Consider the following 20,008-nt stretch of genomic DNA (forward strand, 5'->3'; position numbering starts at 1 on the left):
CCTCCCCCCCCCCCCCCGGTGCGGCACCCCACGAACGGGGCGCCGCACCGGCAGAGGAGCGAGCGAGGAGGTCACTGGCTGCTGTCCTGCGCAGTCTGCACGTCAGCGACGACCTGATCCACGGTCATCTTGCCCAGCACCAGTTGCTGCGAGTCACGGGTGATCGCGTCGGTGACCTGCGCTGTCGGGTTGTTGGGCAGAACCTGCATGTTCTTGATCGAGGACGCGAAGCCCTGCAACGGCGCGGCGAGCTTTCCGCTGGCCAGAAGTTGCGGGTTCGTCGGGATGATGTAGGCCTGATCGGCGAACACCTTCTGCTGCGGCGCAGCAGTGAGCCACTTCACGAAGTCGAGGGCGGCCTGTACGTGCTTGCCCCGTGGGTTGATGACGGCGCCCTTTCCCGTGACGCCCGGAGTCCGCGGCGTGTACTTGGCTCCAGGAGCCTTGGGCAGAGGGATCGAGATGAACGACGTGTAATCCGGGCTCGTGGCGTGTGCCACCGCAACGCCCGGCGAGGCGTCGAAGATCGAGGCGACGCTGTGCTTGGTGAAGAAGTTCGTCTCCTCGGTCGGGTTGTCGTTCTGCCCGCCCGGCAAAGCATTGTTCTGGATCGCCCCAGCGTCACGGAGGTCAGCGAGCAGCTGGAACGCCTTCTTCCATCCCGAGGATGTCCACTTGTATGTGCCGGCGAAGGTGTCGGAAATCTGCTTGTCAGTGAGGTAGTTCGAGGCCACGTACTGGACGAAGCGGGGTGTCTCCGAGGCCGCGATGGAGAACCCGCCCTTGCCTGCCTTGTTACTGGCCGCCAGCTGGTCGATCAGTTGGTCGGTGGTCTTCGGTAGATCCGTCGCGCTGATCCCGCTGTCCTTCGGATCCGCGAGCAACCCGTACGCCTGGGTCTCCCAGTGCACCGTATAGATGCCTGGCTTGACGCCCAGGTTGTTGCCCTTCTCAAACGTGGACAGCTTGATCACCTGGGGTGAGAAGTCCTTGCTCCAGCCGTCCTTCTTCAGCTCGGAGGTCAGGTCCATCGCCCACCCGGCCTTGTAGAACGGGGCCATCGTCGTGGGGTCGAATGCCGAATAGATGTCGGGCATCTGCTTGGACTGGGCGAGAGCCTGCAGCTTGGGCACGTAGTCCGCGGGGCCGGGTGAGTCGATGCTGATCTTCACGCCGGTCTTCTTCGTGTACTCCTTGGCGAGGTAGGTCAGCGCCGCTTCCTGCCCACGCGACTGATTGAGGAACGTGAGCGTCACGTTCTTCTCGCTTGTCGCCGTCGAGCTCGCTGCTGGCTGACTGCTCGCGGAGCATCCGGTCAACAGCAGCGATGCCGCCGCGACGACGGTGCCGGCGATCATGGCGGCTCGACGCCGCCGCTGCGGCTTGCCCCGATTCGTTGATTGCATTGTCCTCATCCTTGAAAGACGTGGAGGGCCGTCTACGACCCTCACGGGTATGTGCAATGAGCGAGCGAGTGGGTTCCGCTCGCATGCGAACTCTGAATCGCTCATAGTGTTCGCACCTGGCGACCGTACCCAGCCACGCGCCCAGAGTCAATTCCTAATGACTGATAGTTTTGGGCACGATTGGATAACGCCATGTGTGCCGCTCGCGATGCGTAGGCAGCGGACCGGGGCGGAGGGAAGGGCTGTAGACACGGACGCGAATACTGGTGGTTGTAACAGTTTTCGGGCCCGGGCTGTTACTGTGGCGCGCTATGGGAAAGGTCACCGGTGCTCGCGGGAGTTACGCGAAAACCAAGGAACGTCGGCAGGCGATCGCGGAAGCAACCCTGGAGCTGGTGGTAGAGAAGGGACATCGTGCGGTCCTGACCGCGGATGTTGCCCGGTTGACGGGCTTGAGCGAACCCGGCGTGCTGTATCACTTTCCGAGCAAGGACGAGCTGCTGCTGAGCGCACTGCAGTACTTCGATGACGTACAGTTGTCGGCGCTGCCTGAGGGCGAGTCAGTAGCCCAGGCTCCGGCGCGTGCGATCGCGGGCGTGAATCGGACGAACATCGTGCGGTTGCACACGGCGATGTCCGGCGAGGCCAGCGACCCGTCGCATCCGGCGCACGAGTACTTCAAGCAGCGCTGGCGCCGAAGCAACCAGCTGATGGCTGAGAACATTCGTCAGCTGCAAACCGACGGCATTGTGAAGGCCGGAGTGGATGCCGAGCGCGCCTCCAGGCTCATCCACGCAGCGTGGGAAGGGCTGCAGAATCAGTGGCTGGCGGAACCGACCTTCGACATCGGTGAGGAGCTGGAAGCGCTGATCGCGAGCGTGCTCGGAACATTCGACTCTCACAAGACGACATCCACGGTACTCGCGGCGTCTGGCGAGTCGTCATGAAGACGACGTCGGCCCGATCATCGAAGCCTCGTCGGGCGTCGGAGTGGCGTGGGCCAGGTGCCCCGATGACACGCCGCTCTCCGAGTCTTCTAGCGCTGGGATGATCGAGCCGAGGAAGCGGCGCAGAGTGCGCTCCATGTCGACCCGGTCGCGGTCGAAGAGCCATTGAGCTTGGACGCCGTTGAGGAGCGAGACGGTCATGACGGCCAGTTCTTCAGCTGCGAAGGTTGAGGCCAGGAGGCTTCGCTGCGCGAGAGCAGCGAAAGCGGTGGCGTAGAAGTCGCGCAGGTTTCGATAGTGCGCAATGTAGTGATCGTGGGCCGGGTGTTCGGGCGAGGTCGCCTCGCCGGAAAGAACGGCGTGCAGTTCCAGGAGCCCTGGGTGGAGCTCGTTGTTGATCATGATCCGCAGCATTCCGTCGAACACGGCCAACGGATTCTCTTGTGCGTTCAGCGCTCCTGCCTGTTCGAGGAAGATCTGGTCGCGCTGAGCTCGCAACTCGAGCACGGCGAGAAGCAGGTCTTCCTTGCTCGGGAAGTGGTGGAGGAGGCCGGTGTAGCTGATGCCTGAACGTCGGGCGATGTCTTTCATCGTTGTTCCGTGAAAGCCGCTCTCGCCAAAGGCGTCGATGCAGGCCTCGAGGATGCGCTCGCGCACTGCGGCGGTCTTCGCATACGGTCCGCGCGCGGTCGAGGTCATCACGTCATCCTACGATCTTTGATGAAAATAGTGTTGCGATTCTACTTTCGCGTATAGTGTCGCTACGGTCATCGTTCGTGCGATGACTCCGTTCCCGATTCGATAGCGAAAGGCCTCAACGATGAGCGAGTTCCCGCAGGGGTTCCTGTGGGGTGCATCTACCGCACCGCACCAGGTCGAGGGCAACAACCTGAACAGTGACTTCTGGGCGAGCGAGGGGCGGCTCCCGGGCATGGAGCGCAGCGGGGATGCGTGCGACAGTTACCACCGCTACCGCGAGGACATCCGTCTACTGGCCGAATCGGGTCTGAACAGCTACCGCTTCGGAATCGAATGGGCGCGCATCGAGCCGCTGCCGGGTCTGATCTCGCACGCCGAGTTGGCGCACTATCAGCGAGTAATCGACACCTGCCGGGAGTTCGGGGTCACGCCGGTCGTGACACTGCACCATTTCACGAATCCGCTGTGGTTCGCGGAGGAGGGGGGGCTGGCTGGCGCCCGGCGCGACCGACCGGTTCCGGGCCTTTGCGGAGGCGGCAGCGCCGATCCTCGAGGGTGTGCCGTGGATCGTGACGATGAACGAGCCGAACATGCTGGCGATGATGACCGGGCTGGCGGCGCAGCTGCAGGCACACAAGAACGATGATGAGTGGCAGAGCCCGACTGTCGATGGACCACGTCCGCCGTTGCCGGCTCCGGACACGAAAATCGGGGAACGGCTCGTTGAGGCACATCATGCGGTGCGAGATCTGCTGCGAGAGCGCACCGGAGCGAAAGTCGGCTGGTCAGTAGCGAATCGGGCCTTCGAGGCACGTCCCGGTGCTGAGACGAAGAAGAAGGAGCTGGAGTATGTCTGGGAAGACCTCTATCTCCAGGGTGCACGCGGAGACGACTTCGTGGGCGTGCAGTCGTACTCGGCTCAGTGGGTGAACGAGAACGGGATCGAACCATACCCTCCGCATCCGGACAACACGCTCGTCGGTACTGCCTACCGTCCGGACGCGCTCGGAATCGCTGTACGGCACACGGCGGAGGTCACCGGCGGCGTTCCGATCCTCGTGACCGAGAACGGCATCGCCACCACCGACGACGAACGCAGAATCGCCTACACCTCCGCCGCCCTCGATTCGCTTGCCGAGACGATCCGGGACGGGATTGACGTTCGCGGATACCTGCACTGGAGCTTGCTGGACAACTACGAATGGGGTCATTGGGAGCCGACGTTCGGCCTGATCGCGGTCGATCGCGAGACATTCGTGCGGACCCCCAAGCCGAGCCTGGGCTGGCTCGGCGGCGTGGCACAGCACGGACAGGCACAGGCATCCGTGAAACCCGAGTGAACCGTTCCGTTTCCCTCCGACCCGAAGAAGACATCCGATGCTCAAACCCCAGGCCACCGCAGTCCGCGATCTGATGAACCTCGACGGACTCTGGCACTTCGCGCTCGACCGCCCCGACACTCCGCAGCCGTGGACACGCCGGCTACAGACCGAACTGGAGGCACCCGTACCGGCCAGCTACAACGACATCTTCGTCGACAGCAACGTCCGCAATCACGTCGGATGGGTCTGGTACCAGCGCACCGTTCGAGTGCCACGCGGGTGGGCAGGCGAGCGCATCGTGCTGCGCGTGGATGCTGCAACCCACCACGGCCGCGTGTACGTCGATGACCGGCTGGTCGCCGACCATGTCGGCGGGTATCTGCCGTTCGAGGCCGACATCACGGATCACGTGTCCGCAGGGGGTGAATTCCGGCTGACGATCGGCGTGGACAACCAATTGACGCGCACCACGCTGCCACCAGGGGAGATCACGGTGTCTGCGGACGGGATAAAGACACAAACCTACCTTCACGACTTCTACAACTACGCCGGACTGTCGCGCTCCGTCTGGCTCTACAGCACACCACGCCTGCACATCGAGGACATCACCGTCACGACTGATCTCGACGGAGCGACAGGAGTCGTCAGCTACGCGATCGTCACCAACGCTCCCGCGGACGTACGGGTGCGCGTTCGTGACGCTCACGGCGAGGACGTGGCGGATGCCCACGGCCCGGTCGGTGAGCTCCGTTTCCACGACCCGCACCTGTGGCAACCCGGCGCGGCGTACCTCTACGAACTCGTCGTCGACGTGCTTGAGGGGGATACCCTCATCGACACGTACGGACAGAGCTTCGGCATCCGCACAGTCGAAGTACGCGGCACCGATTTCCTCATCAACGGTCGCCCCTTCTACTTCACCGGATTCGGCAAGCACGAAGACTCGCCCGTGCGCGGCAAGGGCCACGATGACGCCTATCTCGTGCACGACTTCCAGCTCATGGAATGGATCGGGGCGAACTCCTTCCGCACATCGCATTACCCCTATGCAGAAGAGGTGATGGACTTCGCCGACCGACACGGCATCATCGTCATCGATGAGACCCCCGCAGTGGGCCTCAACCTCGCCGTCAAGGGCGGGCTCACCGGTCAACCGCCTGAGCCGACCTTCTCACCAGAGACATTCGGAGACGACACCCGAGAGGAGCACGCACGCACCATACGGGAGCTGATCGCACGCGACAAGAACCACCCCAGCGTCGTCATGTGGTGTCTGGCCAACGAGCCCTCGTCGCCCGAAGCCGGCGCCCGTGAATACTTCGAGCCCCTGGTCTCGCTCGCGCGAAAGCTCGACCCGACGCGGCCGCTGACCTACTCGGCGGTGATGTTCGCGATGGCCGACAACGACAGGATCGCCGACCTCTTCGACGTGATCAGCCTGAACCGGTACTACGGCTGGTACCTCACCACAGGCGACCTGGCCTCCGCCGAGGTCGCGCTCGAGCGCGACATACGCGACTGGATCCAACGATTCCAACGTCCAGTGATGATGACCGAATACGGCGCCGACACTCTGCCGGGACTGCACTCGATCTGGGACGGAGTCCCATGGACCGAAGAGTTCCAGCAGGCGTACCTGCGCACTTACGGGCAGGTCTTCGACCGCATTGACGGGTTCGTCGGCGAGCAGGTTTGGAACTTCGCCGACTTCGAGACCGCACCGGGCATCCACCGCGTCGACGGCAACAGAAAGGGCATCTTCACCCGAGACCGTCGCCCGAAAGCCGCCGCGTTCACACTGCGCGACCGCTGGACACGGCACTGCGCCGATGGCCGCGAACAGGCCACGGCGTCCGAATCCTGACCAGAGACCCCTCCTTCCCGCAACACATCACCACGACACCTATCCCTCAATCACCCCCTCCATCACAAAACAACGGAGTTTTCGATGTCACACGACACCCCACGGGCCGCCGTTCCAGCGGCGGACCTCAGAGACACCCCAGCCAACCTCGGCGAAACAGCTGCCGTCGCCGCCGAACAGATCAGCCACGCTGAAGACCCGAAGCGCCAAAGCGGGTACGTGCCGCCGGCGGTGGCGAGATGGGGCGCCGGGTATATCGCGGTGCTGTTCCTCGCTCAGTTCGTGATGTCCATAGCCCAGCTGGCTCCGAGCACCTATTCGCTCGCCGTGCGCGTGCAACAACTCGCCCCGGCAGACAAGAACACCGTGCTGTCGCTTGTGCTGACAATCCCGGCACTGGCGATCATCATCGTCAACCCGATCATGGGCATCCTCAGCGACCGCACACGATCGCGTCTTGGTCGCAGGCGCCCGTGGATGATAGGCGGACTGATCCTCGGGCTGATCGGTCTGACCATCATCGGATTCGCTCCAGGGATCCCGATGATCATCATCGGTTGGACGATCGGCTACCTCGGCCTCACCACCGCGTCCTCCCTGGTGATCACCCACTTCGGCGACGCACTCCCGGAGCAGCAACGCGGACGAGTGTCCGGCATCAACGGCGCCGTCACACAGATCGGGCCGATCGCAGGCATTCTGCTCTCCGGTGCGTTGGTGAACATGCCCGTACTGCTCTTCGTCGTGCCTGGTCTCCTCGCCCTGTTGGGCAGCATCGCCTTCCTCGTGCGGATGAAGGACCCCTCGACCAAGGACGTCGTCTTCGAGAAGACCAGCATCCCGAAGATCTTCGCCGCGATGGTATTCAACCCGCGCAAGCACCCGGACTTCGCCTGGGTCTGGATCAGCAAGGCAGGAACGTTCCTGGGCCTCTACCTGATGTCCATCTACACCGTCTACTTCCTCGGACAACGACTGCACCTCAGCGCGGCAGAAGTCGCCGGACTCACCGCGCTCACCAGCGGAGCCGGGATCCTGCTCACCATGGCCGGTGCGCTGGGCAGCGGATTCGTCGCCGACAAGATCCGTAGACGCAAGCCCCTCGTCATCCTGGCCGGCATCATTCTCGCAATCGGTCTCTTGCTGATCGCGTTCTGCACCTCGACGACGCAGTACATCATCGGCGGGCTGGTCTTCGCCCTCGGCAGCGGCATCTTCGGAGCATCCGACCAGGCCCTTGCTCTTGACGTGCTGCCCGACAGAGTCAGCCCCGGCCGGTTCCTGGCCATCAACCAACTCGCCAACGAGATCACCAAGGCGATCGCCCCGATCACCGCCGGGCTCCTGGTGCTGATCGGATCCGGCAGCAACTACCTCGCCGTCTACATCACCGCAGCCGTCTGCGTGCTGTTGGGAGGACTGCTGGTCATACCCATCAAATCGGTGCGATAAACGCGAGCGGCTTCATCCTCATCACGGTGAAGAGCGTGGACTGGTCCGGCGCATCCAGCCAGCCGATCCGTCGACCAGCTGCCAACCGACCCGACCTTCGAAATCTGGAGAACACCACATCATGACCGAGACAACCGCCCCTCCGCGCCACGAAGAGACGACGACTCAGACGGTCTCCGGCGAATTCGGCCGCATCGACATTCACAGCATCCCGCTGCCCGAGACCGTCCATCCGGTCAGCGCGACCTTCACACCTTCCGGGAATGTCTTCGTCCTCTACCGCACCGACGGCGACCCTGCCAACGAGGACTGGTTCCACGCGGCGATCGTCGCCGACGACGGCTCCAGCTTCCGTGAGATCTTCTCCGGTCCCATCCCGCAGAAGGCGACAGCGAACGGCATCCGCCACATGCCGTTCACCGATAACCGACGCATGCTCCTCGGTGATTACGTGCTGGAGTGCACCCCCTCTCTCGACGACTGTGCGGAGGCGACCCTGCTGATGGTCGAGTACCCGTGGAACCTGACCGCCAACCCGCTGGTGTCGCACCACTGGTCGGAGATCATCGTGTCGCCCGACGACCAGCACATCGCCTGGACCATCCTGCGCACCGACATGACGGCCAACGTCGCGCTCGGGCGGCTGCAGCGGGGGCCATCCGGGTACACGATCGAGGATCCGGCGATCATCAGCAGCAGCGACGCACTGCTTCCGGATCCGGACCGCCCGGGGTACTTCACCACCAGGATCATGCGCGGTGGGGAGGTCAAGCAGTTCGTCCGAGGGGGGACCGCGATCTCGTCGGTCGGAGACGGTGGCCGCGCTTTGACCGACTCGGTCATCCAGGACTTGCTGTCCGATCAGGTGGAACCCATCACCCGCACTCCCGGCTACGACGAGACGACCATCCTGTCGCCGGACGAGCGACTCGGCATCGTGATGACCACCCGGGCCTCGGAACAGACCGACCTCGCCTTCATCGGACTTCTGCCGCGACCGCACGCGACCCTGGTCACGATGAACCTGTCCTGGGTGCTGTATCTCTATGCGGTCGATGGGGTGCGCCGCTTCCGACCGGGCAACATCGGACCGGTGCTGATCGACATCCATCGGTCCCAGACCGAGCCGGGCTACCGAGGGGTGCCGTTGAACAGCAACGACTCGGCATGGGTGTACGTCTCACCCATGTCCTGGCATCCGGGCGGTACGAAGGTCGCCTGGATCGAGATGCACCGCAGCCCAGGCGCAGACACCGATCGGGTGCACCGCATCCGTGTCGCCGAGCTCGCGGAATATACCGCCGCCGCGCCGGTCGCTGCCGCAACCACCCCGACACTGCCGCCATACGGCATCACCGGAGACGCCGCTGAAGACATTCTTCAGCACAGGGCCACCTTCATCCCGTCCGGTCGCATCGCCGGCGCCGCCTCCGGCTACCTGGACTTCGAGCGCAGCAGCGACGGACGCGGCACCTCCTCGGCGTCCAGCCGCTACGTCGACTACAGCGACGACGGCCGCAGCGTCTACAACGGCTGGGAACGATCGAGCGGATCCATGACCGCCGGCACCGTCTACGAGGCCGACATCGAGCTCACCGGGGAGATGAGCGGAGAGATGCGATTCCGTGCGACGTGGTCCGGCGTCCACGACGGAACCCGACTCCTCTTCGGAACCGCAGAGGACGGACGCGCACAGACCACCGGATTCGCACGATACGGCGACCGTATCGCGCGGCTGGACGAACTGCTTCCGTGAGCCGTCAATAACCGAGGACGGCGCCCCGGGCCGGGCACGCTCCCACCCCGATAATCCCAGCGCCGCGCCGGGCCACACGGCATCAACACCGAGAACGCCCGCACTGAACAACCCGATTGTATGTAAGGACCGTTTCATGCCATATCCCTTTGCGGACGTCTCGAATGCGCCGCTGTCCGACCTGGTGTCCCTCTCCGGACGTCGCGCCGTCGTGACCGGCGGCGCGCAGGGTCTGGGCAAAGCGATCGCCGACCGGCTCGCGGAAGCCGGGGCCGATCTGCTCATCGTCGACATCAACGAGGACCCCGCACGCACCGCGGCAGCCGAAATTGGGGAGCGATACGGGGTGACCGCGATCGGCACGCGGGCGGACGTCTCAGACACGGCATCCGTGATCGCCGCCGCTGATCTGGCCGTCTCAGAACTCGGCGGCATCGACATCTGGGTGAACAACGCCGGGCTGTTCCCGAACGCACCGGTACTTGATATGCCTGATGAGATGTGGGATCGCGTGTTCGCTGTGAACGCTCGAGGCGTGTTCCTGGGCTCCCGGGAAGCTGCCAAGCGGATGACTGCCGAAGGTCGAGGTGGCGTCATCGTGAACGTCATCTCCACGGCGGGGTTCCAGGTGGCGTTTCCGGGGATGACTGCCTACGTCAGCTCGAAGCACGCCGCACGCGGCCTCACCAAGTCGCTCGCTGTCGACCTGGCGCCCTTGGGGATCCGCGTCCTGGGCGTCGCACCCAGCTTCGTGCCCACAGAAGGCAATATCGCGGCCGCCCGGGAAGCCGCCGAACAGGCCGCGACCTCCGGCATAGAGCTACCACCGCTCGAGGTGATGAACACGAGCCTCATCGGCCGCATGGGTACCCCGGATGACATCGCCCGCGTCGTGCTGTTCGCCGCCAGCGACCTGTCTCTCATCATGACCGGGAGCACGCTCCTGGCCGACGCCGGCGAAACGATCTAGCCGACATGGACATCCCGAACAGGGCCCAGCCCACCCACACCGTTCCGCACGCCCTCCGCGTAGACAGCGGAGGCGACGACGTCCCCACCACGACGCAGAATCCCCGCCTCTCGTGGCTGCTCCCGGACGACATCGGCGCATCGGCCACGACGCAACTTCAGGCAGACATCTCCGGGCGCCTGGTCGATACCCGGCTGCCAGGCGCCGATCACCTCTTCGTGCCGTGGCCCTGGCCGAGCCTGCACAGCAGGGATCGGGTGAGGTGGCGCGTACGCGTCACCGACGACGTCCGGATCACCGACTGGTCGGAGTGGGCGACCTTCGAAGTCGGGCTCCTCAACGCGGACTGGCAGGCCGACTGGATCTCCGTTGCCGACGACTCCGACTCGGGCCCCGGAAACCGTCCGGGACACACCTTCGCCACAAGCTTCAAAGTCGACGCTCCCGTGAGCCGCGCCCGACTGTATGCCACGGCACTCGGCGTCTACGAGGCCTTCGTCAACGACAGCCGCTCGGGCACCGCGCAACTCTCACCAGGTAACACGTCGTACGACCACACCCTGTACGCGCAGGCGTCGGATGTCACATCCGCACTGCACGAGGGCACGAACCGTCTCGAAGTGACCCTGAGCGACGGGTGGTACCGGGGCGAAGTCGGAGCGTTCCGGATACCAGCCGAATGGGGATCCACCCCCGGCATCCGGGCCGAACTGCACATCGACTACACCGACGGCACGACCCAGATCGTGCGCACCGACCAGACTTGGACATCCACACCATCCCCGATCATCCGGGCCAGCCTGATGAACGGCCAGACGACCGACCTCACCTCGCAACCCCATTCACCGGTTCCGGTGCGGGTGGGCCAGGCGGACGCACCCGCCATCTCATGGTCGCCCGCGCCCCCCGTGCGCGTGATCGAGACCCGGGCTCCGGCCGCCGCCCAGCAGATTGCCGACGGCGTCTGGGTCGTCGACTTCGCACAGAACGCCTCGGGCTGGGTCCTGCTCAGCGACCTCGGCCCCGAGGGAACCCGAACCATCATCGACTACGGCGAACATCTCAGTCCCGATGGCGACCTGGACACCCACCACCTCGACTCCATCGCGCCGGATTCCCAGCCCATCCGGTTCGTGCAACACGACGAAGTGATCGCCGGCCCCCAACCCAACGACTTCGAACCACGGCACACGGTGCACGGATTCCGTTACGCCCGCATCCAACGGGCAGAGGCACCCTTCGACCCGGCAAGCATCCGGATGCGCATCGTACACACGGACCTGCAACGAACCGGCACCTTCGCCTGCAGCAACTCCGACCTCACCCGCTTGCACGAAATCGCCGACTGGAGCTTCCGCGGCAACGCCGTCGACGTGCCCACCGACTGCCCCACCCGGGAACGGTTGGCCTGGACCGGCGACTACCAAGTCTTCGCCCCCACAGCCACGCGCCTCTACGACGTGCTCGGCTTCACCCGCAAATGGTTGCAGTCGGTCCGCGACGACCAACTCGACGACGGTCGCATTCCGAACTTCGCGCCCGACGGGCGCCGCATCAAACACCACCTCGACGACCGGCTCGCGATGATGACCGGCTCCTCAGGATGGGGCGACGCCATCATCGCCGTGCCATGGGAGATGTACCGCGCCTACGGCGACACGGCAGTTCTCATCGAGAACTGGGACGCGATGACGCGCTGGATGGAGTGGGTACTGGAAAACGCGCGCACGACACGGCACGCATCCCGGATGCAGCGTTCCGAGGAGCCGCAACCGCACGAGGAATACCTCTGGGACGGTTCGTTCCACTGGGGCGAGTGGGCCGAACCCCAGCAGAAAGCAGCGGACGGGACACGCATCGACCCGATCCAACACAACCCGATGGCTTGGTTCATGGCAGACAAGGGTGAGGTCGGCACCGCCTACCTCCACCGATCAGCCTCGACCCTTTCCCGCATCGCCCGGATTCTCGGAGACCCACAGGCCGAACAGCGTTACTCTGAGGTCGCGGAACGGGCTCGCGAAGCGTGGCAGACAGAGTACCTCGACGCCTACGGGCGCACGGCAGACGACACTCAAGCCTCCTACGTGCGCGCCCTCGCTTTCGACCTGATCCCCGACCATCTCAGGGAAGCCGCGGCCGGCCGCCTGGCCGAACTCATCCGTGCCACCGACAATCACCTGACCACAGGATTCCTCTCCACCGGCATGTTGCTGCCTGTGCTCGCCGAGACCGGACATGCCGATCTTGCCTACGACCTTCTCCTCCAGCGCACTCCACCCTCGTGGCTCTACATGCTCGACAACGGTGCGACAACCGTCTGGGAGGATTGGGAAGGCATCGACGAGAACGGGACAGCGCACGACTCGCTCAACCACTACAGCAAGGGCAGCGTCATCCGCTTCCTTCACACCCACGTGCTCGGTCTCCGGCAGGACGAGAACTCCGCAGCCTGGGAGTCGTTCACCATCGCACCGGTGCCCCATCCGACACTGACCTGGGCCGAGGGCACTTTGGACACCCCGCAGGGAACCATCGCAGTGAGATGGGGGACGGACGGCGACAACTTCACCATCTCCGCCCAGATACCGGCCGGGTGCACGACGCGTCTCCGGATGCCAGACGGAACAACCGAACAACTCTCAGCCGGCGTCACGACACGAACGGGGATCCTAGGCGCGCTCAGCGGCGAGTTCCGCTGACGGATCCGGACGTGCCTGCGAGAGGTGAAGGCCAGCACCGCACGTCCAACCAGGGAAGCAACCCCGACAATTGCGGGCCAGGTGCGCCTGCATGATCATCGAGTAGACATCGTCGGCCTCCAAAGCCCAGTCGCGCATTCCCTCGTTGCTCGGACGACTAAGCCAAGCGGGGGTCATCTGCGCTCGGGCGGATGGGTTCAGCCGTGGCCAGCGTCCTCGCTGAACTGCCGATTTAACCTCTATCGCGACGACCGCTGACAGAGACGGGTCGAGCATGAGCAGGTCGACACCATGTCCAGCGGAGTACCCGCTGTCGTCGTCAAACAGCGGCTGCCATCCAAAGTCGACGAGCATCGATTCGACGAACGCTTCGGCGATGTTGCCGAGCACTGGAAGCGTCGAGGATCGAGCATGCACAGGAATCGCGACTCCTTCGAGTAGCAGCGCCCGAATATGTTCTTCGATTTCCGCGACTCGGTTCGGCCGGGGAGCAGGTCGCGAGTCGCGTTCAGAACCTCAGCCAGCGCCTCCGGCGGGATGTCGAACTGCGTTGCGGTGCGCAACGCCTGTAGCGTCCGTGCACGGATCATGACTGCCATCGTCGGTTGGCACCCTAGGTACGGACGCGCTGCTTCGAACCCGCCTCATAATTGCGGTCGGTGAGGTAGCTGTGCAGGTAATCGTCGGCGAGAAGGCGGGGGATCTGGTGCCTGTGCTGGGGTGAGGCCTCGAACCGCAGCGCCTTCTTGCCGTCGACGGTGGTGATCGGAATGTCGTAGTCCGGGTAGGTCTCAACGAAAGCGATGAGCTTCTTCGTCGTCAGGTTCTTCGCGTAGTCCGGGTCGGACTGCAGGAGGCGAGCAACGTACGCCATCTTCGCGCGCATGCTTGGGTCATCCATCACCGCCTTCTCCAGTTCTGCGAACCCGTCGATGCGGAGCTTGGCCGTCACCTTTGCCAGCGTGTCACGGGCGAGCTCACGTGCCTTGTCCGGCGCTTGAAGCTTCGTCTGGATGAGGGTGACCGTCGTGAAGAACGCGAACGATCCACACGAGAGCACATCGAACCGGGGCTCGTAGAAGAGCACGTCGCCCTCGATCGGCCGGTAGACGCCATCCCGGGGGATCAGCGTGATGCCGCGAGACCGTCTCGTCGCGATCCCGGGACCCTTGAGGCGGTAGGCAACGATTCGGTTCGCGCCTATGCCCACCGCGTGCGCCATTGCGACGACCGCCCGGCCACCGGCGTCGTTGGGCGCATCTCCACGACGAATCGCCGCGTCCACGGCTGATAGCTCCGGAACGTCGCTGAGCTTCTCGACGAGAACCTGGGAAGTGCTGGTCTGATATGACGGGTCGTAGTCGAGGAACTGCTTATCCGTCATGGCGTCCGCGAACCGACGGACGTCATCGACGACGTCCGAGGCCATCCCATTCACGAGGTCGAAACGGGTTAACTGCGAGTTGGCCAGCGCGTCTCCGCGGATGACGAAATTATCCAAGCCGATCGGATCCGCGGCTAGCGCGGTTGCGAGCGCGCGGCGCGCCGGTTCCTCGGTCACGGTCGTCCCTTCAACTGGATGGCGACATCGTCACCAAGGTATCGGCACTCGACGACTCCCCGCTGGGGAAGGTGGCGGGACCGTGAAAGCACCATCGTTACCGTGCCCCCTGCCGCGGTCACTTGATAGAGCCGGAAGCCGACGGCGGCAAGAGTTGGATTCAGGTGGTACAGCCCAGCTCGGATATAGATGACCACGAGAAGCAGAACGAGCGCAATCGTCGCCACCAAGGATGCGATGTCATCGCTGAACAGAGCTACCACGACCGGGACGATGTAACTCGAGCTGAACCCGAGAACACTCTCGTCTGCGCGTCGCACCTCCAACGACTCCACGGGGCGCGGCTGAACCCGAGCGACGCTGCGAAGCACAAGCCATAGGAGTACCAACGACAGCAGACAACCAGCAAGGATCGCCCAGCTGACCCACCCCAGCGTCGGCAGCTTCAAGATCGCGATCAGAGCGAGCAAAGGCGCGAACGCCGATGCAAATAGCCCTGCACCCACGAACTGCTTCATGGCTCGACTGTAGAGGCAGGCACTGACAGCCAAACGGACAGGCGCCATCCCGCGACCGCACGCTTGCATGCGTCTGTGATCAGTTCAGACACCATCGTGCGGTGGAGTGATGCGAGGCTCGTGTTAGTGGTACGTGCGCCGCCATAAGAGGCAGAGCAACGGGTAACCGCTTTGGTCACCAGAATCCCCGCGAAAGTCACCAGATTGGCCGGTATCGCCCGGTGCACTTGGACCATGAAATCCGCGGAATTACGCGGATTTTCGGCGATTTTGCATTGCAGGGGAATCCGGCCCGGAGCCTTCAGCTGTTCTTGGTTCGAGTCCAGGTACCCCGGCACAGAGATAGCCCCGGAAATCCGCGGCAGGACGGATCACCGTGGCTCCTACGTTGGCGCGTCCGACTCGAGTACACCCTCGCGGGCTGCGCGCTCGTCCAGGCGATGATTGAGATCACTCCGCAGGCGCACGCCGATCTGCGGCGAGCGTCGAACCTCCGGGCAGCGACCGACGGCCTTCGCGAGCCGGCTTGACCCATTCGGCGGACTCGGGCAGACCATCGCGATAGGTCTGCCCGGCTGCATCATCGGTATCGGCAGCGATCTCGGCATCAAGCGACGCCTTGACAGGTTCGGGAATGTTGCTCCCCATCACTTGCCCTCCCTCTGTCCCTACCCGCGCCGCGCGCTCCCGCCGCGATCCGGACGCAGCTCGATCAGCTTCCCGCTGATGCGTGTGCCCGCCAGACGCGAGAACACATCATCCGACAGCCCAGCAGGCAGTTCCACAAGCGAGAAGTCGGGACGGATGTCGATGTGCCCGAAGTCCTCGCGGCTGAGACCGCCCTCGTTGGCGAGTGCGCCGACGATCTGGCGCGGCTGCACCTTCTGCCGCCTGCCGACGGCGATGCGATAGGTGGCCATCGGCCCGGAGGCAGGGCGGGCGCGCCGCTCCGGTCGATCGTTTCGGCCGTCTCGGTCGTCCCAGCGATCCCGGCCCTCCCGCCGACCCCGGCCGTCTCGACCGGAACGATCGCCTCGCGAGTCCCGGTCGCCCCTGGCCTCGCGTTCCTGTTCGCGCTGGGCACGCAGTTCGCGCTGCTCGCGGCGCGCATCCTCTTCCGAAAGCAGCAGTGGGGTGTCGCCCTGGGCGACGACGGCGAGGGCGGCGGCGACATCCCCTTCGGGAACGTCGTGGTGCTCGACGTAGTGGCCGATGATGTCGCGGAAGTCGGCGATGCGGGACTCCTGCTCGAGGGCGGCGGTGATCGCATCGTCGAAACGGCTCAGCCGCGTCGCGTTGACGTCCTCCACGCTCGGGAGCTGCATCTGGGTCAGCGGCTGGCGGGTGGCCTTCTCGATCGCGGTGAGCATCCGTCGTTCGCGAGGGGTGACGAAGCTGATCGCGTCGCCGGTGCGTCCCGCGCGTCCTGTTCGACCGACGCGGTGCACATACGACTCGGTGTCGATCGGGATGTCGAAGTTGACCACGTGGCTGATGCGGTCGACGTCGAGGCCGCGCGCGGCGACATCCGTCGCGACGAGGATGTCGAGCTTGCCGGTCTTGAGCTGGTTGACGGTGCGCTCGCGTTGCGCCTGCGCCACATCGCCGCTGATCGCGGCCGCCGAGTAGCCGCGGGCGCGCAGCTTCTCGGCGAGCGTCTCCGTCTCGCTCTTGGTGCGCACGAACACGATCATGCCCTCGAAGTTCTCCACCTCGAGGATGCGAGTGAGGGCGTCGACCTTCTGCGGGTACGAGACGACCAGGTAGCGCTGCGTCGTGTTCGCCGACGTGGTCGTCTTGCGCTTGATCGTGATCTCTTCCGGATCCCGGAGATACTTCGCGGAGATCCGCTTGATCTGGGCAGGCATGGTCGCCGAGAACAGGGCGACCTGCTTGTCGTCGGGCGTGCCGGCGAGGATGGTCTCCACGTCTTCGGCGAATCCCATCTTGAGCATCTCGTCCGCCTCGTCGAGCACGAGGAACTTCAGCTCGCTGAGGTCGAGGGTGCCCTTCTCGAGGTGATCCATGATGCGGCCGGGCGTGCCGACGACCACGTGCACGCCGCGTCGAAGCGCGGAGAGCTGGGTGCCGTATCCCTGGCCGCCATAGATCGGCAGCATGCGGATACCGTGCAGGTGCGTCGCGTACGCCTCGAACGCCTCGCTGACCTGGAGCGCCAGTTCGCGGGTGGGGGAGAGCACGAGTGCCTGGGGTGTCTTCTGGCTCGTGTCGAGGCGGGACAGGATCGGCAGCGCGAACGCGGCGGTCTTGCCGGTGCCGGTCTGGGCCAGGCCAATCACGTCGCGTCCGGCCATCAGCGGCGGGATCGTCGCGGCCTGGATCGCCGACGGCGTCTCGTAGCCGACATCCTTCACCGCCTTCAGCACCGGGTCGCTGAGGCCGAGCTCGGCGAATGTAGGTTCTGGCTCGGTGTCTGTTTCTGGTGCCGACGGCGTCATACGCCCAACGGTAGTCGCCCCGGTCATGCGCGAGGACGCGCAGGATCAGCCGGGGATGGTCCGGGTGCGGGAGTCGTCCCACGGCAGCGCCCACCCGACGGCGTCGAACAGCCGGTCGAGGACCATCGCGGTGAATCCCCACACGACGGTCCCGTCGACGTCGAACGCCGGGGTGGCGAACCGTGTGACGCTGCGCTCGACGACCGCGGTGAAGCGGGTCGCGGGATCCAGCAGATGAGCGACGGGCACCTGCCACAACTTCGTGGTCTCAGCGCGGTCGATGGGTGTGAGCGTCGAGGGAGCCGGCCACCAGCCGATCACGGGGGTGACGAGGTGGTCGCTGACGGGGAGCGGCAGCGCCGGCAGCGTCGACAACACCTCGACCGCGCTGGGGTCGACCCCGGTCTCCTCGGCCGCTTCGCGGAGCGCCGTCTCCTCCGGTCCGGAGTCGGCAGGCTCTCGTCTGCCTCCGGGGAACGACACCTGTCCGGCGTGCTCCCGCAGCGTGCTGGAGCGCAGCTGGAGGAGGAGGTTCAGATCCGTCGGGCGCCACATGTCGGCCGACCCACTGCGCGGGCTGAACAGGATCAGCACCGACGCCGGGCGGGTCGCCGGGAACTCGCGGTAGGCGGCGGGCAGGGGCAGCGGGCGGATGTCATGGGCCAGCGCACGCAGCTGATCGAGCGCATCCTCGGCCTCGGGTTCGGCCTGCGTCTCACTCATCGCGGCTCGAACAGATCGACGGAGTCATCCTGGTCAGTATGACGGGCGGTCCGCGGGATCCCGATCGGCGGGGCCCGGATCCGGCACCCACTGCGCCGCGAACCCCTCGGAGCCACGCGCGAGCAGGCCGACATCCGCGCCGACGAGGAGGAAGGAGGCGCCGGCATCCGCATACGATCGTGCGGCATCCGGATCGAAGGCGTTCACGCCGACGGGCTTGCCGGACGTGCGCACACCGTCGAAGGCGCGCAGGACGGCGGCAACGACATCCGGATGGTCCTGCTGTCCGATGAAACCCATCGACGCCGCCAGGTCGCTCGGACCGACGAACACACCGTCGATGCCGTCGACCGCGGCGATCTCTGCGGCCGCGCCGACGGCATCCGCCGTCTCGACCTGCACGAAGAGGGAGACGTGCTCTTCGGCGTGCTGCAGGTAGCCGTCGACGCGGTTCCACCTGGCCGATCGGGCAAGAGCGGAGCCGACACCGCGGCGCCCGCGTGGGGGGTAGCGCACCGCCTGCACGACGGCCTCGGCTTCTTCTGCCGACGAGATCATCGGAACGAGCAGATTCTGCGCGCCGAGGTCGAGCACCTGCTTGATCGTGACGACATCGCCGATCGGCACCCGCACCACCGGCGTGATCGGGTACGCGGCGACCGCCTGCAGCTGGGCGAGCGTCGACTCGAGGCCGTTCGGGGAGTGCTCCATGTCGATCAGCAGCCAGTCCAGGCCGCTTCCGGCGCAGATCTCCGCGACCAGGGGCGATGAGGTGCACACCCACATGCCGGCGAGCGGACGGGATGCCTCACCCAGCGCATCACGGAACGTGCGGTTCAGACGAAGCGGCATGCGATGGTTCCCATCTCCCGGTAGTCGCAGAGCACGCTGTCACCGCGCGAGATCCACACCGGACGCGTGAACGACCCGGCCAGGATGATCTCGCCCGCCTCGAGGCGCGCGCCGTGCTGGTGCAGTTTGTCGGCGAGCCACGCCACGCCGTTGCCAGGGTGCCCGAGCACTCCCGCGGCGACGCCGGTCTCCTCGATGGTCTCGTTGCGATACAGCATGGCGGAGACCCAGCGAAGGTCCACTTGGTCGGGACGCATCGGGATGCCGCCCAGCACCATGCCGCCGTACGACGCGTTGTCGCTGATGGTGTCCACGATGGTGCGTCCCTCGAGCTCGAGGTGCGAGTCGAGGATCTCGAGCGCGGGCGTCACGTACTCGGTTGCGCGGAGCACGTCGAACAGGGTGCAGTGCGGACCCTCGAGTGGATCCCTCAGAACGAACGCCAGCTCCACCTCGATGCGCACGGTGGAGTACCCGTCGAACGGGATCGCTGATCCGCTCTGCCACACCGTGCCGTCGAACATGACTCCGTAGTCCGGCTCGGTGATGCCCGTCGCGGCCTGCATGGCCTTGGACGTGAGCCCGATCTTGCGGCCGATGAGCCGACGTCCTGCGGCCAGCTGCCTGTCCCGCCACACACCCTGGATGGCGTAGGCGTCCTCGATCGTGGCATCCGGGTGCCGCGCCGTGATCCGCGGCACCACTCCATTGGTGCGGTCGGCCTCGGCGAGCTCGTCCGCGATCGCGGCGATCACGTCATCCGGCAGCATCCGTCCG

At 65.2% G+C, this 20,008-nt stretch carries 16 protein-coding genes; 8 read left to right on the forward strand and 8 right to left on the reverse strand.

Features of this window, described 5'->3' with window-relative positions; genetic code table 11:
• Window positions 1–71 precede the first annotated feature (71 nt).
• Window positions 72–1,406: an ABC transporter substrate-binding protein gene (locus tag ACX9R5_RS10835; protein ID WP_459408977.1), complete on the reverse strand. Its 1,335-nt coding sequence runs from the start codon at window positions 1,404–1,406 to the stop codon at window positions 72–74.
• A 311-nt stretch (window positions 1,407–1,717) separates the two neighbouring features.
• On the opposite strand from ACX9R5_RS10835, the gene ACX9R5_RS10840 reads away from it, so the two are divergent.
• Window positions 1,718–2,353, forward strand: a complete 636-nt coding sequence (locus ACX9R5_RS10840; protein WP_459408978.1) for a TetR/AcrR family transcriptional regulator — start codon at window positions 1,718–1,720, stop codon at window positions 2,351–2,353.
• Here the strand turns inward: ACX9R5_RS10840 and ACX9R5_RS10845 are convergent.
• On the reverse strand, window positions 2,348–3,010 hold the full coding sequence (locus tag ACX9R5_RS10845) for a TetR/AcrR family transcriptional regulator (protein ID WP_459408979.1): 663 nt from the start codon (window positions 3,008–3,010) through the stop codon (window positions 2,348–2,350). The two genes, ACX9R5_RS10840 and ACX9R5_RS10845, sit on opposite strands and share 6 nt — an antisense overlap.
• A gap of 163 nt (window positions 3,011–3,173) precedes the next feature.
• Here ACX9R5_RS10845 and ACX9R5_RS10850 point away from each other — a divergent pair, with 163 nt between their 5' ends.
• The 7 genes from ACX9R5_RS10850 to ACX9R5_RS10880 all read left to right on the forward strand — a co-directional run bounded on the left by ACX9R5_RS10850 (window position 3,174) and on the right by ACX9R5_RS10880 (window position 13,118).
• Window positions 3,174–3,698 carry a family 1 glycosylhydrolase gene (locus ACX9R5_RS10850; protein WP_459408980.1) on the forward strand — a complete coding sequence of 175 codons (525 nt, stop codon included), beginning with the start codon at window positions 3,174–3,176 and terminating at the stop codon, window positions 3,696–3,698.
• Window positions 3,628–4,392 (forward strand): family 1 glycosylhydrolase, encoded by a 765-nt coding sequence (locus ACX9R5_RS10855; RefSeq protein WP_459408981.1) that lies wholly within the window; start codon window positions 3,628–3,630, stop codon window positions 4,390–4,392. The genes ACX9R5_RS10850 and ACX9R5_RS10855 overlap by 71 nt, the downstream gene beginning before the upstream one ends.
• Window positions 4,393–4,429: 37 nt before the next feature.
• A complete protein-coding gene (gene uidA / locus ACX9R5_RS10860) occupies window positions 4,430–6,238 on the forward strand; it encodes a beta-glucuronidase (RefSeq protein ID WP_459408982.1) in 1,809 nt (602 codons plus the stop codon).
• Window positions 6,239–6,322: 84 nt separating this feature from the next.
• Window positions 6,323–7,690 (forward strand): MFS transporter, encoded by a 1,368-nt coding sequence (locus ACX9R5_RS10865; RefSeq protein ID WP_459408983.1) that lies wholly within the window; start codon window positions 6,323–6,325, stop codon window positions 7,688–7,690.
• A gap of 121 nt (window positions 7,691–7,811) precedes the next feature.
• A complete protein-coding gene (locus tag ACX9R5_RS10870) occupies window positions 7,812–9,446 on the forward strand; it encodes a hypothetical protein (protein ID WP_459408984.1) in 1,635 nt (544 codons plus the stop codon).
• Between the two features lie 136 nt (window positions 9,447–9,582).
• The gene (locus ACX9R5_RS10875) at window positions 9,583–10,416 is read left to right on the forward strand and encodes an SDR family NAD(P)-dependent oxidoreductase (RefSeq protein ID WP_459408985.1); all 834 of its coding nucleotides are present in this window, start codon (window positions 9,583–9,585) and stop codon (window positions 10,414–10,416) included.
• A 5-nt stretch (window positions 10,417–10,421) separates the two neighbouring features.
• Window positions 10,422–13,118 carry a family 78 glycoside hydrolase catalytic domain gene (locus ACX9R5_RS10880; RefSeq protein ID WP_459408986.1) on the forward strand — a complete coding sequence of 899 codons (2,697 nt, stop codon included), beginning with the start codon at window positions 10,422–10,424 and terminating at the stop codon, window positions 13,116–13,118.
• A gap of 613 nt (window positions 13,119–13,731) precedes the next feature.
• On the opposite strand, the gene ACX9R5_RS10885 is transcribed toward ACX9R5_RS10880, so the two are convergent.
• The 6 genes from ACX9R5_RS10885 to ACX9R5_RS10910 form a co-directional block, all read right to left on the reverse strand.
• A complete protein-coding gene (locus ACX9R5_RS10885) occupies window positions 13,732–14,679 on the reverse strand; it encodes a Kiwa anti-phage protein KwaB-like domain-containing protein (protein ID WP_459408987.1) in 948 nt (315 codons plus the stop codon).
• Window positions 14,676–15,197: a hypothetical protein gene (locus ACX9R5_RS10890; RefSeq protein WP_459408988.1), complete on the reverse strand. Its 522-nt coding sequence runs from the start codon at window positions 15,195–15,197 to the stop codon at window positions 14,676–14,678. The genes ACX9R5_RS10885 and ACX9R5_RS10890 overlap by 4 nt, the downstream gene beginning before the upstream one ends.
• 668 nt (window positions 15,198–15,865) lie before the next feature.
• Window positions 15,866–17,656, reverse strand: coding sequence for a DEAD/DEAH box helicase (locus tag ACX9R5_RS10895; protein ID WP_459408989.1), 1,791 nt, complete (start codon window positions 17,654–17,656; stop codon window positions 15,866–15,868).
• 45 nt (window positions 17,657–17,701) lie between these two features.
• Complete coding sequence (locus ACX9R5_RS10900; RefSeq protein ID WP_459408990.1) at window positions 17,702–18,379, reverse strand: NUDIX hydrolase; 678 nt, start codon at window positions 18,377–18,379, stop codon at window positions 17,702–17,704.
• Between the two features lie 33 nt (window positions 18,380–18,412).
• On the reverse strand, window positions 18,413–19,231 hold the full coding sequence (locus ACX9R5_RS10905) for an HpcH/HpaI aldolase family protein (RefSeq protein WP_459408991.1): 819 nt from the start codon (window positions 19,229–19,231) through the stop codon (window positions 18,413–18,415).
• Window positions 19,216–20,001 carry a fumarylacetoacetate hydrolase family protein gene (locus tag ACX9R5_RS10910; RefSeq protein ID WP_459409078.1) on the reverse strand — a complete coding sequence of 262 codons (786 nt, stop codon included), beginning with the start codon at window positions 19,999–20,001 and terminating at the stop codon, window positions 19,216–19,218. Before ACX9R5_RS10910 ends, ACX9R5_RS10905 begins: the two co-directional genes overlap by 16 nt.
• Between the last annotated feature and the right edge of the window lie 7 nt (window positions 20,002–20,008).

The organism is Rathayibacter sp. CAU 1779 (assembly GCF_054551755.1).

Bases quoted from the DNA above. Each gene is read 5' to 3' on its own strand.
- ACX9R5_RS10835 (WP_459408977.1), bottom strand. From the start codon at position 1,406: ATGCAATCAACGAATCGGGGCAAGCCGCAGCGGCGGCGTCGAGCCGCC.
- ACX9R5_RS10840 (WP_459408978.1), top strand. From the start codon at position 1,718: ATGGGAAAGGTCACCGGTGCTCGCGGGAGTTACGCGAAAACCAAGGAA.
- ACX9R5_RS10850 (WP_459408980.1), top strand. From the start codon at position 3,174: ATGAGCGAGTTCCCGCAGGGGTTCCTGTGGGGTGCATCTACCGCACCG.
- ACX9R5_RS10855 (WP_459408981.1), top strand. From the start codon at position 3,628: ATGAACGAGCCGAACATGCTGGCGATGATGACCGGGCTGGCGGCGCAG.
- uidA (WP_459408982.1), top strand. From the start codon at position 4,430: ATGCTCAAACCCCAGGCCACCGCAGTCCGCGATCTGATGAACCTCGAC.
- ACX9R5_RS10865 (WP_459408983.1), top strand. From the start codon at position 6,323: ATGTCACACGACACCCCACGGGCCGCCGTTCCAGCGGCGGACCTCAGA.
- ACX9R5_RS10870 (WP_459408984.1), top strand. From the start codon at position 7,812: ATGACCGAGACAACCGCCCCTCCGCGCCACGAAGAGACGACGACTCAG.
- ACX9R5_RS10875 (WP_459408985.1), top strand. From the start codon at position 9,583: ATGCCATATCCCTTTGCGGACGTCTCGAATGCGCCGCTGTCCGACCTG.
- ACX9R5_RS10880 (WP_459408986.1), top strand. From the start codon at position 10,422: ATGGACATCCCGAACAGGGCCCAGCCCACCCACACCGTTCCGCACGCC.
- ACX9R5_RS10890 (WP_459408988.1), bottom strand. From the start codon at position 15,197: ATGAAGCAGTTCGTGGGTGCAGGGCTATTTGCATCGGCGTTCGCGCCT.
- ACX9R5_RS10895 (WP_459408989.1), bottom strand. From the start codon at position 17,656: ATGACGCCGTCGGCACCAGAAACAGACACCGAGCCAGAACCTACATTC.
- ACX9R5_RS10900 (WP_459408990.1), bottom strand. From the start codon at position 18,379: ATGAGTGAGACGCAGGCCGAACCCGAGGCCGAGGATGCGCTCGATCAG.
- ACX9R5_RS10905 (WP_459408991.1), bottom strand. From the start codon at position 19,231: ATGCCGCTTCGTCTGAACCGCACGTTCCGTGATGCGCTGGGTGAGGCA.
- ACX9R5_RS10910 (WP_459409078.1), bottom strand. From the start codon at position 20,001: ATGCTGCCGGATGACGTGATCGCCGCGATCGCGGACGAGCTCGCCGAG.